The following is a 15,585-nucleotide window of genomic DNA, read 5'->3' on the forward strand; positions in this document are numbered from 1 at the left end:
CCACGTGGAGAACGCGTCGATGTTAACACTGATCAGGCAAAATCTAAAACCCCGCTGCTATAGACTATTTATTACCCCTAGAACAACTCAACACCGGATTCGTCCATATTGCGTGCGACGAGTAGGGTGTCGGTGTAAGTGTCGCCCCCGGAATGATGGGGTTCAAATGACTCCAAGCTCTCCTCTATGGCCATCTCGAGTTTTGCAAAGACTTCATCTACCACCAAACCATCGTTAAAAATGCGGTTGGTCTCTTCGATGGCTCGAATAGTGGCATGCTCTAGAAATTCTTCATTTTCTTCGGTGAGCGCAAGCGTGGGAACCCTCGACTGAATTAATTCAGCTACATTTTCTACCTCGTTGACAATATCGCACATTACTTTCTGGTAAGACTCTTTAAGCGTAACCATTACCACGCTAACGTCTTCCGATATTCTTTTTAAATGTGCTTTTTCTTCAATCAACTTTTGCTTGTCTTCCAACACTAAAATACGAGCATTTAACCCCTGAAGCAACGAAAAAGTGTTGTCTTTGATTGCGCCATACTTGTCGGCATCATCGGCCGGCATGTTTTTGATCAATAACGAAACGCGCTCAAAATTGATGATAGTACGACTACCAAAATCAATGTAACGGCCGTTATTGGCCAACTGCTCCAGCATCTGGGACTCGAGGTCTTTTGCCATCCCGTGCGCTTCCATATTTTTAGTTCCCAGTGAGCTACGCATCTGTAAGCTGCAATGTAGGCCATACCGGCTCAATGTGTGGAAGAGCTGCTGCCCTAACTGATCGAGGTTATCGCTTTCATGTACCGCAAGCAAAAATTGGATATTGGCTCCCAAATCGCTGGCGCCTGTCAATGCTGTATGTGCAGCCTGGTTTGCATCCTGAAGCCGGGATTTTAGCTGGCGACGGGCAATTTGATTGAAAATACTTTTGGTGATACGTGTGCACGCCTCCTCCTTGAAAATTGAGTTGTCTAGGAAATCATCACAGCCAATTTCAAGCGCCCTAAGCTTATCTTCAACTTCGTAAGATTCCGCCATAACAACCAGTGGCGTATCCGCCATAACACCCGGCTCCAGCAGTTGCTGGCAACCGCGCATATCCACCACCCCCACTTTAATACAGTCGTACACGACTATGTCATAGTCACTAGTCGCCAGTAAATTCAGTGCAGTCTCTACCGAAGACACAATTTCGGCGTCAAAGTGTTGGGCAATATGCTCGCCAAGCGCCGAAATCTGCTCTAGATACAGCAGTACTACTTTCTTTGTAGCCATTACAAGCCTATCTCCGAAAACAAACCATTGCGGGAGCCCCCCGGTTACCAGAAAGGCTCATATCCAAACGTCATACCGTATAAATCTAGATCAGGCTTGCCCGCAATACCAATTTGGGCCGCGGCAATAAAACGATAGGCGCCATATTTATTGTTTTGTCCATCGATCTGGTGAATTTCAAATAATCATCACGGGCTAATATCACCTGCTAAATTTAAGAGGGCAGCTAAGTATTTCGCAGCCCCTCTGCATCGCCCTATCCGACAACGGGTATTTAGGGCCAATTAAACGCAGGCCTATCTATCTCGATCAACTTCGTAAGGCTAAAACATGGCAGCAGCAACACCCCACCAAGAAGAACCTCAACCCGTTGAAGCACTGATTGTGGAGTCAATAAAAACAGACCACATCGATGTTCCCATGCTGCCCGAAGTGGCGGGGAGAGTGGTGCGGCTCACACAAAACCCAGATTCCGATGCCGCTAAACTGGCCAGCTTGATTCAAAGTGATCAAACACTGGCTGGGCACGTTATGCGTGTCGCAAACTCAGCGCTATACAGCCCTAACAGCAGCCTTGTCTCTCTGCAGCAGGCTACTGCACGGCTGGGGATGAAGCTCATTGCTGAAATTGCATTGGCTGCCTCGATAAACTCCACTTTGTTCAACACGCCTGGCTACGAAGCCCATATTCAGTATCAAATCCGCTACTCGCTACTGTCAGGGCTTTGGGCAAAGGAAATCGCACGCGCCTGTAGGCGCAACGTAGAAGCCGCCTTTATAACCGGGCTATTACACGATATAGGTCGCCCCGTAGCGATACAGACCATACTCGCTAAAAGTGCGCAGCAGGGCATTGAGCTAAGTACAGATACCGTTCTGGAGTTGGAAACCAAGTACCAACGAAAAATTGGGGTAAGAGTTGTAGAGCAATGGGATATGCCCAATGCCGTCATTGATGTAGTCAAACATTTCGACGATTTCACCGCCGCTGGTGCAGCGATGAATCAAACAATGATTGCGGTGGCAGGGGCCCAGATCGCAAGCCATTTCATGTGTGAGCAAGGTTCACAGGGTTGCCTCACTCGCGACCAGTTAGTTTCCCACCCGGTACTGGCGGAACTCAATCTATATCAGGATGAAATTTTGCAGGTTTTGGAAAAGGAAGACCTCGTAAACTCGGCTATGGAATCTATGACAAAGTGAGTGCGACAAAGTGAGTGAGACAAACACAAACTACGATATGCTTATTGTAGGTAGTGGCCCTGCGGGCCAAAAAGCCGCTGTTCAAGCAAAACGTTCGGGCGCTCGTGTAGCCCTTATTGAAAAAACACGCGAACTGGGTGGCTCCTGTGTACACCGAGGGACCATCCCCTCCAAAACATTACGCGAAAACGCTCTGCGCGTTAAAAATATGCGCTTAAACGCCGCACTTGCCAACTTTGAATTAGCCGAAGATGTTGAACTGGCAACGCTTATCAATAGACTTAACGACGTGCTTCTAGCTCACGACACCTATATGCGCCGCCAATTAGAGCGCAACGGTGTTGAAATGATTCATGGCCGTGCACGCTTTCTCAGCGCAAACCAGATGGAGGTGACATCAGTAAAAGCCGAGAAACAGATACTGGAAAGCAAAAATATAATAATTGCCAGCGGCTCCTATCCTCGGCACCCCGATAATATTCCGATTGACCACGAATACCTATTTGATAGCGACTCCATTCTCTCCATGATGTATCTACCCAAAAGCCTCACAGTATTAGGCGGCGGCGTTATTGCCAGCGAATACGCCTCGATATTTCAGGCGCTAGGCGTAAAGGTCACCATGATCGATAAATATCCCAGGCCTCTGGGCTTTTTGGACGATGACCTTACCGAAACCTTTATCAATGGCTTCAAGCATATGGGTGGCACTTGGATGGGTGAAACGAAAATCGCCAAGGCATACTGGAATGGCTTTGATGCGGTGGTGGTAGAAACCGAAAACGGCAAACAAATTCACAGCGAAAAACTACTCTGCGCCGCCGGCCGTATTGCGCATGTAAAAGAATTGGAAATTGCCAACGCAGGTCTTGAATTGAACCAATACGGTTTAATCAGCGTCGACGAAAACCTGCGTACCGCCGTACCCTCTATTTATGCCGCAGGCGATGTCATTGGCCCCCCCTCTTTGGCTTCTGCTTCCATGGAGCAAGGCCGAAGAGCCGCCTGCAATGCCATGGGCGTTGCTAGCGGAGTAATGCATAACATCATACCTGTAGGTATTTATTCCATACCTGAATTATCGTCAATTGGTATCAGCGAAACCAAAGCCCGCGAACTGCACGGCGACGTATTAGTAGGCGTAGCCAAGTTCGACGAAATTGCGCGGGGCCAGATTTCCGGCACCCAAGATGGCATGCTCAAAATTGTTTCCGACCCTAACGGGGAAAAAATACTGGGTGTGATGATTGTGGGTGAGGGGGCAACCGAGCTCATTCACATTGGCCAAATGGCCTTGCTCGCTAATGCCGATATCGATATTTTTGTCGAAAGTATTTTTAACTTCCCCACACTGGCAGAAGCCTATCGCGCAGCAGCGCTGGAGATTGTGCACCAGCGCAAGAAGTTATAGCGGTTATTCGCTCGTTAGCCTGTCCAGTGAAATACGTGTTTTTACCAGACCTCGACCGGAACTCAGTAAAACACCGATCCAACGTGTTTCATCGACACTTTCTAGGGCAATCTTAACCGTAATTGTTAGTGGAATAGACAACAGCATGCCCACTGGGCCCAGTACCCACCCCCAAAATACTAACGACAGAAACACCACCAATGTAGATAAATCTAATCCCCGCCCCATTACCCGAGGCTCGAGGATATTACCCACACCAAGATTAACCGCTAAAAAGCCCACGCCAACAAGCACGGCATCTCCCACCCCCAGCTGAACCACGGCCAATAGTACCGCCGGTATAGCCGCAATAATGGAGCCTAAAGTAGGTACGAAATTCAGCAAAAATGCCAGCATTCCCCAGAGTACAAAATAGTCGACGCCAAGGATCCAAAGCCACACCAGTATTATGGTGCCTGTGAGTAAACTCATCAACGCCTTGATCGCCATGTAGCGATTTACGCCGGCACTAAATTGGTTAATGGCCTCAATGGTTTTTTCTGAATTGCGCGAAGTACTTTTTAACTTTTCAGAAAACCCAACCTCCTCACCTAAAATAAAGACTACTGTAAGCAATATCATAAAGGCATTGGTCATCAAATTACCTAGCCCCGCCAGCGTGTTTCCGGCAACGGCTAAGGCTGCCCCAGGATTAAAACTGGAACGTATTAGCTCAGCGTCAACCGATACTCCGAGCGTCGAAAGCTTTTGAAATAAGCCGGCTGTAATCTCAGAGAGGCGCAACTGATACTCGGGTAAATCTTGGCGAAAATCGCCAATGGCTGAACCGACGACTATACCGACTACAGTGCCGCCAATCACAATATTAAGTATAACGATTAACATCGCCAGCCACCCAGGTACACCTCGAGCTTTTAACCAAAGGAGCGGGGGCGTGCATATAACCGCGACAAATAACGAAAGAAGAAATGGGACCAGCAAGGATTCTGCGGTGCGCATGCCGGCAACAACAATAATAAACGCCGCCAGTGCAACTAAAAAAGCGGTTATCGGTGAACGTTGTTCCATTAGTCACATCCTTCAGGTTTCATTGATTTTCAGGGTGCTTGCCCGCGTAGCGGGTATTTACGTATTCCCGTATTACCTCGGCATCTTTTACATGATCCCCCGAAAGGGGCCAACGCTTACCTAAAACCATGCGCTTGTTTGGGAAATCCCAGGCAACCAAAACAACGGGCACATCTGCTCGCTGGGCGATCCTTAAAAAGCCGGTTTTCCAACGGTCTACTTTAGCTCGGGTTCCCTCTGGTGTAATCACCACCCACACTTTTTCGTGGTCTCGGTACCAAGCTCCAATTTGCTCGACGGTGTCATCGGCAGCCGTTCGGTCAATGGGTATTCCACCTAACTTTCTAAAAAGACCGCCTAAAGGCCAAACAAATGCCTCTTTTTTCATCAGGTAAGACACGCGAATGCCAAGCGCCATAATAGCCAGCATTGCCAGCACGAAATCCCAGTTAGATGTATGCGGCGCGGCCACCATTACCAGTTTGTGGTCTGCAGGAATTTCGCCTTCAATACGCCATCCGATTAACCGTAGTATTTTCCGCCCGAGCCATCGACTAATCGGCCCACCAGCCGTTGGCATGCTGGGGGGAATTTCCGGAAACAAGTCGGAATATTCGTGTTGTGGATTGGTCATTACACCAGGCTCGCTACGTCATTAATTTTTTCGTTATTATTTTTTATAGCCCACACAGTGGCTTAGTGCTCTCGAGTTGACCTAAATTCAACATCGGGATAACGATCTTCGGTAAGCGACAAGTTTACGCGAGTGGGGGCAAGGTACGTCAAGTGACCACCACCATCAATTCCCAGGTTGTCGCCACACTTGCGTTTAAACTCGGCAAATTTCTTTTCGTCCTCACACTCCACCCAACGAGCCGTTGTCACATTCACCGATTCGTAAATGGCTTCTACTTTATATTCATCCTTCAGCCGATACGCAACAACTTCAAACTGTAGCACGCCCACCGCACCAACAATAATGTCATTATTGTTCTGCGGGAAAAATACCTGAGTAGACCCCTCTTCCGATAACTGTTGCAGCCCCTTTTTTAACTGTTTAGTTTTCAACGGGTCTTTAAGGCGTATGCGCTTAAATAATTCAGGAGCGAAATGTGGAATTCCACTAAACTTGAGGTTCTCACCACCTGTAAAAGTATCGCCTATTTGGATGGTGCCGTGATTGTGTAAACCAATAATGTCGCCCGCCAGCGCTTCCTCTACCTGAGAGCGGTCACCCGCGAGGAAAGTAACCGCATCAGCGATTTTGACATCTTTGCCAATGCGCACATGTTTCATTTTCATACCCCGGGTATATTTGCCTGAACATACCCGCATAAAGGCAATTCGATCCCGGTGCTTTGGGTCCATGTTTGCCTGAATTTTGAAAATAAAACCACTGAATTGATCCTCTTCTGGTTCCACAGGTCGCGCCGCTGTCAGCCGCCCTAAGGGCTTGGGTGCCCACTCTACAAAGCCCTCCAGCATTTCCCGCACGCCGAAATTACCCAAGGCGGTGCCAAAAAATACCGGGGTTAAGCGACCAGCCAAGTACTCATCAACATCGAATTCGTTCGTAGCACCACGCACCAGTTCGATTTCTTCGCGGATGTCGTCTGCATATGGCCCCAACAGCACAGAAGCTTCATTACTATCCAAACCTTTGATTTGGGTGTCGTTGGGAATGGTATGCCCTTTGCCCTGCTCATAAACATGAATGGTATCGGTATATAGGTTATAAACACCTTTAAACTCCTTACCCATACCCAAAGGCCAGTTAATCGGCGCTGCAGCAATTTTAAGCACCTCTTCAACCTCATCCATTACCTCAATGGGGTCGCGCATGTCACGGTCCATTTTGTTAATGAACGATAGAATAGGTGTATCCCGTAGCCGGCAAACTTCCATTAATTTAATCGTGCGATCTTCCACACCTTTGGCGCCATCAATAATCATTAACACCGAATCTACGGCGGTTAGCGTACGGTAGGTATCTTCAGAAAAGTCCTCGTGCCCCGGCGTATCCAGTAAGTTTACGATTCGCCCTTTGTAGGGAAACTGCATCACCGAGGAGGTTACCGAAATACCCCGCTCTTGCTCCATGGTCATCCAATCTGACTTCGCATGGGGCCCTCTCTTGCCTTTAACTGAACCCGCCAACTGAATAGCATTGCCAAATAGCAGCAGCTTTTCGGTAATGGTTGTTTTACCCGCATCTGGGTGGGAAATAATGGCAAAGGTGCGCCGTTTGTCGATTTCTTTCTGAAGACTCATTGAATACAGGCTAAATCATTATGAATTGAGGGTGGCGATTATGCCCTATGCGTTGAGTTGGCGTAAGTGATCCTGTCAGATAGATGTTAATGCTTGCCAACCCCGACAGGTCAATGGATGTCGGCCGCGTTTACACAACGCGGCCAACGAAAATAGCAGGGCATATAACCCAATGATTTAGATGAATAATTTTTTATGGCTCAAATATTGCTGTGACGAACATCACAAATAGCTTATCTTCATAACTGTTTGTTTTTTATTCACTTTAAGGAGAGATACACGATGTACAGGAACGCGTTTCGGGCTCTGGTGATGGCGGCAACCGTTTTCGCTGGAACCCAAGCAGCAGCAATGCCCCTGAGCGAGTACAACTTGATTGTTCTCAACGACTTTGACGGCACTGTTCATGTTCAAGGAAAAACACTTATCGGTGGCGACATGACAGCCCCCGATTCAGTTCTGAGCGCAGATGCCGAACTACTGTTTTCCAACAGCGTTAGTGTTGGCGGAAACATTTATGGCCATAATATCCAGGTTCAAAATGGCAATGTTGTATACGGTGGCGATAATACCGATGAATCGAACATCAGCGTACACAACGGTACGATTTATCAGGATCTTAGTTTAAGCATTGCAGCGGTTGAAAGTGAGCTGGAAAGCTATTCTGCTGGCTACGCAGGGCTCAGTGCTAACGGTTTCGTTGCCGGTGATATGAATGGACGCAGGTTTACCTACACAGGTACAGAGAGTGTTGCAGTGTTCGATATTGACGCTAGCTTGTTCCAGAATTCATATGGATTTGGCTTTGACTTAGGTAGCGCCGAAACCGCCATTATTAATGTGACGGGCAATGCTGCAACCATCCACGGCGGCATGAACTTCCTCGGAAACATTGGCGAACTCTACGACAATATTTTGTGGAATTTCCATGAGGCCACCAGTATTACGCTTAACAACAAGTTTGTAGGTTCTGTTTTGGCCACACAGGCTGATGTTACCAACAACGGTTTCGACTTCGATGGTGCGCTAGCGGCCAGAAACTACAATACAAACGCCACCAACGAGCTTCATAGCTTTAATTTCCAGCCGCCGGCAACTGAAGTACCCGAGCCTGCAAGTGGTGTTTTAATGCTGATGAGCCTTGGTCTATTAGCTCTCGCCAGAAACCGAAAACGAGGCAGTGTTAACCTCTAGTTACCGTGCAGCAGTTCATCCAATGCGCAGGGATATGCCGTATATCTGAGCATCTTCCCTGCCATTTTTGGACGGATAATACCCTGGCCGTGTCCCTACACAATTGAAACCTAAGGTATCGTACAGTTTTATCGCCCGACTATTGGATGCGCGTACCTCCAAAAACAATTCAGCGGCGAAATCTTCTAATACTTCAGTCATCAGCGAAAGAAGCTGCTTGGCGACACCTTTACTCTGCCAGCTAGGATCAACCGAAATAATCAGCAATTCTGCATCCCCCGAAGCAATGGAAAACACCGCCTGCGCTATCCACTCACCATCGTTCTGAATGCCGACACACACATGGCTATTGGCGATGGAATCTTGAAAGTTCTGCTTGCTCCAGGGGTATGGGTGAGCACGCTGCTCCAACTGATAAATAGCGTCCAGATCGTCCCTGCAAAAATTTTTCAGCTCGCACGGAGTACCATCGCTTAACGTAAAGCGGCGGTGTAACAGGGTATTAATCTTATCGCTCAATAAGTACTCCTCTAGAGAACCACAGGTTTACGCGGAACTCTCCTCACCATAGGACTTTTTGTTCGTTTGGCCAGCAAGAAATTGCCAAATTGCTTTCTTTTGCCCTGGGTTTCGTAAAGTTTCCGCCAAACTCGGCAGAACCAAACCATCCGCCGCAAAAGCATCGATAGCGACGACGCTGAGTAAATGACCACCAAAGCTAGGCTCGGGGACTTGAACCGTGTGGGTGACAGCCACAGCCTTGTAGGCGGCCTCGCCGAACAATAAAATCTGGCTCACGGGCTCTGACAACAACTTACCTTCCAATAAGCTGGCGACCATTTCACGTGCGGCATGCCAGTCTTTAGGCTTGTTCTGCAGCTCAACCATAGGCCAATTTAATACCTCTGCAGCAGCAAGGCTTCCCGAGCCCATCCCTAAACAGCGGGCCATATTGGCCAGTAATGCATCAGTCGGTAAGCCCGCCCCTACCTCTCGCGTATCCACAGCCAGCACATCTCGGCTAACACGCCAGATAGCAAGCGAAAACCGGGCCTCCTGTTGGATTTCAACAAGCCCCTCAGGTTCCGCTGGCGCGGGTACATCTTTAACTAATACCGGTGTATTTTTTTCTGCCGGAGAGGCTTCGGTCGTTACTGCAGGTGTACGGGCTTTACGTAACAGCTCGCCAATATCCGCCAGCTTCGGCTCGCCATGAGAACGGCTAGGTTTGGGCTCTACGGCAGCCTCAGCCATAGGCGTATTAGCTGGCGCCAAAGGCAAGGAGCAGCGTACTGGTGCCGCTGCAGAGGGCAGAAGAACACGGGGAACGAACATGTCGATCCCCATGGCTTCCAAGTATTGCATACGTTGGCGCTCATTCATGGTCGGGGAGTTTACCCTCACGGAAGGCTCGCGACCAACCGAATTCACACACCGTCACGTTGCGGATGAGATCGCTGTTTACGTGAAGCAAGCATATTAAGCGCATGTAAGTAAGCCTTCACTGACGCCGTAACGATGTCAGTATCGGAGCCTATGCCATTCACAATATGTCCATCCCGCTCCAGACGCACCGTTACCTCGCCCTGCGAATCGGTCCCCTGAGTGATAGCGTTGACCGAATAAAGCAGTAAATCGGCCTTGCTGTTCACAACGCTTTCAATAGCTTTATAAGCAGCGTCTACGGGCCCACCACCTTCAGCCTGGGCGCTGGCATTTTTTCCGGACACCTGCAGATTAATCTTGGCATTCGGTGTTTCGCCTGTTTTCGAGCAGACCTCCATATCCACGAGAAGATAGATTTCTTCCATGTTTTCTGCGCCCTTGGCCGACACTAACGCATGAAGGTCTTCATCAAATATATCGTGCTTTTTGTCGGCGAGATCTTTAAAACCTGCGAAAGCTTGGTTAAGCGCATCCTGGGTATCGAAGGTAATACCGAGATCTTCAAAGCGCGCCTTAACGGCGGCGCGGCCGGAGTGTTTACCCAATACAATTCTGTTGGCATTCCAGCCCACATCTTCCGCACGCATAATTTCGTAAGTTTCACGATGCTTTAGCACACCATCCTGGTGAATACCCGATTCGTGGGCAAAAGCATTTGCCCCCACAATGGCTTTGTTCGGCTGCACAGGAAAACCAGTCACCGACGATACCAAGCGTGAGGTGGGCACGATGTGCTCTGCCTGAATGCCGGTATCAACCGGAAAGATGTCTTTACGGGTGCGCACGGCCATCACCACCTCTTCGAGGGAGGCATTGCCTGCGCGCTCGCCAAGGCCATTGATTGTGCACTCGATCTGACGAACGCCGTTCATCACCGCCGACAACGAATTGGCTACCGCGAGCCCAAGGTCGTTGTGACAATGGGTCGAAAAAATGGCCTTGTCAGAATTAGGTACGGCCTCAATGAGACGCTTGAACATGGCGCCATACTCACCGGGCTCACCATAGCCCACGGTATCGGGTACATTGATGGTGGTTGCTCCCGACGCAATTGCGGCCTCGGTAATGCGGCACATAAAATCGAACTCAGAACGACTGCCATCTTCCAACGAAAATTCGACGTTGTCGGTGTAATTTCGCGCTCGCTTAATCGCGTGTATCGCTTGCTCAAGTACCCTTTCCGGCTCCATTTTGAGCTTGTACTTCATGTGGATAGGCGATGTTGCGATAAACGTGTGAATACGCGAAGAATTAGCCCCCTTTAGCGCCTCGGCAGCACGATCTATATCACCGTCAATAGCGCGAGCCAAGCTGCAAACCGTAGAATCTTTCACCGCCTGTGCTACCGCACGAACCGACTCAAAATCCCCTGGACTGGCAATAGCGAAACCCGCCTCAATAACGTCCACGCGCATTTTTTCCAACATTTTGGCGATACGGACTTTCTCTTCACGCGTCATACTCGCGCCGGGGCTTTGCTCACCATCGCGGAGAGTGGTGTCAAATATGACAAGTTTTTCTTTGTTCATTATGGTCTCCTGAATTCTGCTGGGATCACCAGAGAATGTCTTAAAACTACCCGTTGATACACCGGGAAGTAACTGAATAATTTAACTACATGAGGGGCAAATTAAAGCGACAGCGGCAGTAGGCTCAGCAGCGATGTCCGCTGAGTACGAACGGAGGTATGTTGTGGTTTCGGTTGTACAACAGTTGTCATATCGTTACGCCCCTATATTGGCCGGAATACGCTTGTAGTTTAGGGCTGAAACAACACCACATCAATAACCGTCCTAATATATAAAGCTTATTAGGATAAAATAACAATAAAGCCCCTCCGTTAGCGCCCTTAACGAAACATACATCACGTTACGGTTAAATTCTTAGGATAAAACCACTCAAGCTTTTTGAAAGTCCAGCATGCGCTGTAATGGCAGCATCGCTTCGGCGGCTAATTGTTGATCTACAAGGACCTCACAGGCCGAAGAAGACCCAAGGCTAGAGACTAAGCGACACAGATTGTCGAGTTCGTTCATGGCCATCCACGGACAATTGGCACAACTACGGCAGGTAGCGCCACTGCCTCCGGTAGGGGCAATAATGAGTGTTTTATCAGGACTTACCTGCTGCATTTTGTAAAAAATGCCTTGGTCCGTTGCCACAATAAAAGACGGATTTGGCAGCTGCTGGGTAGCGGCTATCAATTGGCTGGTAGAGCCAACCGCATCGGCAAGGTCGACCACCGGTTTTGGTGATTCGGGATGAACCAGCACCGCCGCCTCGGGGTGCAGCTTTTTAAGATCCTCAATACCGCGGGCTTTAAACTCCTCATGGACAATACAGGAGCCGTCCCACAGAAGAACATCCGCACCCGTCTTCTCCTGCACATAGCTACCGAGGTATTTATCCGGCGCCCACAGTATTTTCTCTCCACGACGGTCAAGGTAATCCACCACGTCCAACGCAATACTCGAGGTTACTACCCAGTCGGCCCTCGCCTTTACAGCGGCGGAGGTGTTCGCGTACACCACCACAGTGCGATCTGAATGCTGATCACAAAAATCTGAAAACTCTTCCACCGGGCAACCCAGGTCGAGAGAACAGGTAGCCTCGAGCGTGGGCATATACACGCGCTTTTCAGGCGAAAGAATTTTTGCTGTTTCGCCCATAAATTTTACACCGGCCACTATGAGTGTTTTAGCCGGGTGATTTTTACCGAAGCGTGCCATCTCAAGGGAATCAGCCACACAGCCGCCGGTGGCCTCGGCCAACGCCTGAATGTCTGGAGAGGTGTAATAGTGGGCAACGAGAACGGCTTGGTTTTGCTCTAGGCCTTCTCGGATATTGGCGATCAGCTGATCGGTGTTGGCCGGCTTTTGATGGGGGTGCGACAGGGCATCATCCAGATAGGATTTTACAACTTGCTGCGGTGTAGGCTTATGAACGGTTTCTCTGCTCATTTGTGAAAACCTTTTGCATCTATAGACAAGCGACGCCTGCTTGAGACATATTTTCAACGGGCGGAAATAAAAAAAGGGGACTTTTCAGTCCCCTTTTTTTGGCCCTTTCGGGGCATATAATGGTGGGTCGTACTGGATTCGAACCAGTGACCAATTGGTTAAAAGCCAACTGCTCTACCAACTGAGCTAACGACCCAAATTCTGGTCTCGGGTAAAAACAACTCAGTTTGAGTGGCCCCCGAAAGAGGCGCATATACTAATGATTTGGCCTGAAAACTCAAGCGCTTTTTAATATATATTTAATATTCCCTGCCGACTCAGGAATAACGGGTTGGATCAGGCACCCCAGCTTCCTCAAACCCCTTGCGTCGCAACCGGCAACTATCACACTTTCCACACGCTCTTCCATCCTCATCCGCTTGATAGCAGCTTACGGTTAGCGCGTAGTCAACACCCAAGGCATGCCCCTCGGCGATAATGTCAGCTTTTGACAGCTGTATCAGCGGCGATTTAATCACAATAGGTTTACCCTCAACCCCAGCCTTTGTCGCCAACTCGGCCATTGCCTGAAACGCTTCGATATACGCAGGCCGACAATCTGGGTAGCCAGAATAATCCACTGCATTTACACCAATAAAAATGGATTCAGCTTCAATCACTTCCGCCCAGCCTAGGGCAATCGACAGGAACACGGTATTTCTGGCGGGCACATAGGTTACAGGTATACCCATGGTCTCCTGCTCGGGTACCGATATATCATCGTCGGTTAGAGCAGAGCCGCCAATAGCCCTTAGGTCAAGTGATATCACTTTGTGCTGCACGGCCCCCATTACAGCAGAGGCATTCTTGGCCGCTTTCAACTCGGCGCGGTGACGCTGACCGTAGTCGAAACAAAGGGTGTGGCACTCGTAGCCCTGGCTCTGGGCCATGGCTAACACCGTGGTGGAGTCCAACCCACCGGACACAAGGACAACCGCTTTTTTAAACACCGGGCTTATCCCCCCAAAGCTGTTTGTGAAGCTGCATCTGAAAACGGACTTTCAGTTTGTCTCGTAAAATCCAGTTAGCGAGGTCAGAAGACTCAAGCTTACCGAAACAAGGGGAAAATAATACCTCACCCACCTGCCCCACCAGCCGGTGCTCGTCCAATTTGAATTTCGCCCACTGGTAATCTTGCTCGTCGCAAATGACGAACTTCACTTGATCCTTAGCTTCTAGATAACCCAGGTTTCCGTAAAGGTTTTTGTCTTGCTCACCTGAAGCCGGCGTCTTCAAGTCCATCACAATACTAACCCGTGAATCTACCGCTGAAATATCCATAGCACCACTGGTTTCCAGCGACACCTTGTAGCCCAGCTCACATAGGTAAGAGAGCAACGGTAAGCAATTGGGCTGAGCCAGGGGCTCACCACCGGTTACACACACATATTCGGGGCCAAAAGCTTCTATTTGGCTGGAAATATCAGTGAAATTTTTGCGTTCGCCACCATAGAACGCGTATTCAGAATCACAATACACACAACGCAGCGGGCAGCCTGTTAGCCGCACGAATACGGTCGGACAACCCACAGTTGCGGCTTCGCCCTGTAAAGAGTGGAATATTTCGGTAATTCTAAGGCTGGAGTCGGTCATGAAAGCATCAGTAGCAGGTTCAAAAGGGCGGCATTTTAGCCGAAACCAACCCAAACAGCTAACCAGAAACCGGGAAATTAAGACAAGAGCAGGGTTATAAGTGGGGTTATAAGCAAAGGTATCAGCAGAGTTATAAGCCACGTATAGCCTATGAAGATGGTGGCATTACAGCAACGTGTGAGGCTAATAAGCCTGCCATTGACCAATACGCTTTCAAGCCGAAGCCGTGTTAGGCCTTCAAGCCAGCTTAAACAATCGCCAAGAGTTTCGTTTCCGCTACCGACCTCAAAAAACCCTCAACGCCCAAAACTGACGTTAATACCCCAGCTTCAGCGCCTATCGCTATGAGCCGAAATTATCACGTAAATAATTTTTCGCCAATCGCGACGCATCGGTATTGGAATCGGCAACTTCATTTAGCAAAGCCTTAGACTGGGCGTCATCTCCCATTAGGTGATACACCCTAGCCAACTTAAACTTGCCATCGGGAGCTTTGCGGTGGCCGGGGTAATCCGCTAGCAACTGACTAAACCATTGGCGAGACTGCTCGAGATTATTTTTGAGCAGGTAGATTTCGCCTAACCAATAAATAGCATTAGCGGAATAACGCCCTTTCGGGTATGTGTCCAAATGCTCTTTTAGCTGCACAATAGCCTGGTCGTACTTTTTCTCGCGCAAAACCAAATCAATCGCGCCGCGATAATGTTTTATTTCATCGGCGGGTACTGGCGCTGTTTTATTAGAAACAGTACTGGAAGGCTTCTTAGTAGCTGTATTCGAAGAGGCTGTGCCACCCTTACCCAGGGCGCTCAACCTACGATCAATATCCAGATAGTCGTCCAGGCGCTGCTGCTTAAGGCGTTTTAATTCGTGAGTTTGAAGCTCGACGATACCACGCAATTCCAGCACTTCCTGCTGTAAAACCTGTAATTGATAGTAGAGTTCACCCGCTTGCGCTGCCGGGTTGGCAACAGGCTGGGGAGGAGGCGTTTGTGTTTGGGGCTTTGCTGCCGGGGAGCGGTCTACGACCTCTACCTGAGCGACAACGAAAGAAGCCGCCATCATAAAGATGGCGGCCGAGAGAGCTTTAAATAACATTGACTCTATAACTGTGCCG

General features: G+C 49.1%; 13 protein-coding genes, 1 tRNA gene and 1 pseudogene. 3 read left to right on the forward strand and 12 right to left on the reverse strand.

Annotated elements, in window-relative coordinates; all coding sequences use genetic code 11:
• Window positions 1–77: 77 nt before the first annotated feature.
• Complete coding sequence (locus H5336_RS06095) at window positions 78–1,283, reverse strand: response regulator transcription factor (RefSeq protein WP_185232387.1); 1,206 nt, start codon at window positions 1,281–1,283, stop codon at window positions 78–80.
• A gap of 330 nt (window positions 1,284–1,613) precedes the next feature.
• Here H5336_RS06095 and H5336_RS06100 point away from each other — a divergent pair, with 330 nt between their 5' ends.
• On the forward strand, window positions 1,614–2,486 hold the full coding sequence (locus H5336_RS06100; protein ID WP_185232389.1) for an HDOD domain-containing protein: 873 nt from the start codon (window positions 1,614–1,616) through the stop codon (window positions 2,484–2,486).
• Window positions 2,487–2,523: 37 nt separating this feature from the next.
• Entirely contained in the window at window positions 2,524–3,897 is a 1,374-nt protein-coding gene (gene sthA / locus H5336_RS06105; RefSeq protein WP_185235655.1) for a Si-specific NAD(P)(+) transhydrogenase, read from the forward strand.
• 3 nt (window positions 3,898–3,900) lie between these two features.
• Here sthA and H5336_RS06110 read toward each other — a convergent pair whose 3' ends face one another.
• The 3 genes from H5336_RS06110 to prfC form a co-directional block, all read right to left on the reverse strand.
• Window positions 3,901–4,965, reverse strand: a complete 1,065-nt coding sequence (locus H5336_RS06110) for an AI-2E family transporter (RefSeq protein ID WP_185232391.1) — start codon at window positions 4,963–4,965, stop codon at window positions 3,901–3,903.
• 19 nt (window positions 4,966–4,984) lie between these two features.
• Window positions 4,985–5,599, reverse strand: a complete 615-nt coding sequence (locus tag H5336_RS06115) for a lysophospholipid acyltransferase family protein (protein WP_246439040.1) — start codon at window positions 5,597–5,599, stop codon at window positions 4,985–4,987.
• A gap of 62 nt (window positions 5,600–5,661) precedes the next feature.
• Window positions 5,662–7,236, reverse strand: a complete 1,575-nt coding sequence (prfC, locus tag H5336_RS06120) for a peptide chain release factor 3 (protein ID WP_185232393.1) — start codon at window positions 7,234–7,236, stop codon at window positions 5,662–5,664.
• 282 nt (window positions 7,237–7,518) lie between these two features.
• Between prfC and H5336_RS06125 the strand changes: the two genes are divergently transcribed.
• The gene (locus H5336_RS06125) at window positions 7,519–8,430 is read left to right on the forward strand and encodes a choice-of-anchor A family protein (protein ID WP_185235657.1); all 912 of its coding nucleotides are present in this window, start codon (window positions 7,519–7,521) and stop codon (window positions 8,428–8,430) included.
• 15 nt (window positions 8,431–8,445) lie between these two features.
• Here the strand turns inward: H5336_RS06125 and rimI are convergent, their stop codons facing one another.
• The 8 genes and pseudogenes from rimI to H5336_RS06165 form a co-directional block, all read right to left on the reverse strand.
• On the reverse strand, window positions 8,446–8,949 hold the full coding sequence (rimI, locus tag H5336_RS06130; protein ID WP_185232395.1) for a ribosomal protein S18-alanine N-acetyltransferase: 504 nt from the start codon (window positions 8,947–8,949) through the stop codon (window positions 8,446–8,448).
• 27 nt (window positions 8,950–8,976) lie between these two features.
• Window positions 8,977–9,813, reverse strand: a complete 837-nt coding sequence (locus H5336_RS06135) for a hypothetical protein (protein ID WP_185232397.1) — start codon at window positions 9,811–9,813, stop codon at window positions 8,977–8,979.
• A gap of 44 nt (window positions 9,814–9,857) precedes the next feature.
• Window positions 9,858–11,405 (reverse strand): 2-isopropylmalate synthase, encoded by a 1,548-nt coding sequence (locus tag H5336_RS06140; protein WP_185232399.1) that lies wholly within the window; start codon window positions 11,403–11,405, stop codon window positions 9,858–9,860.
• Window positions 11,406–11,774: 369 nt separating this feature from the next.
• On the reverse strand, window positions 11,775–12,836 hold the full coding sequence (gene nadA / locus H5336_RS06145; RefSeq protein ID WP_185232401.1) for a quinolinate synthase NadA: 1,062 nt from the start codon (window positions 12,834–12,836) through the stop codon (window positions 11,775–11,777).
• A gap of 120 nt (window positions 12,837–12,956) precedes the next feature.
• Window positions 12,957–13,032, reverse strand: a tRNA-Lys gene (locus H5336_RS06150).
• Between the two features lie 121 nt (window positions 13,033–13,153).
• Window positions 13,154–13,825: a 7-cyano-7-deazaguanine synthase QueC gene (gene queC, locus H5336_RS06155; RefSeq protein WP_185232403.1), complete on the reverse strand. Its 672-nt coding sequence runs from the start codon at window positions 13,823–13,825 to the stop codon at window positions 13,154–13,156.
• Window positions 13,818–14,468: a 7-carboxy-7-deazaguanine synthase QueE gene (gene queE / locus H5336_RS06160; RefSeq protein ID WP_185232405.1), complete on the reverse strand. Its 651-nt coding sequence runs from the start codon at window positions 14,466–14,468 to the stop codon at window positions 13,818–13,820. The genes queC and queE overlap by 8 nt, the downstream gene beginning before the upstream one ends.
• A 543-nt stretch (window positions 14,469–15,011) precedes the next feature.
• Window positions 15,012–15,566 (reverse strand): annotated as a pseudogene (locus H5336_RS06165) (YbgF trimerization domain-containing protein); the annotation flags it as partial.
• Window positions 15,567–15,585: the final 19 nt, after the last annotated feature.

The organism is Teredinibacter franksiae, assembly GCF_014218805.1.
GTDB lineage: Bacteria > Pseudomonadota > Gammaproteobacteria > Pseudomonadales > Cellvibrionaceae > Teredinibacter > Teredinibacter franksiae.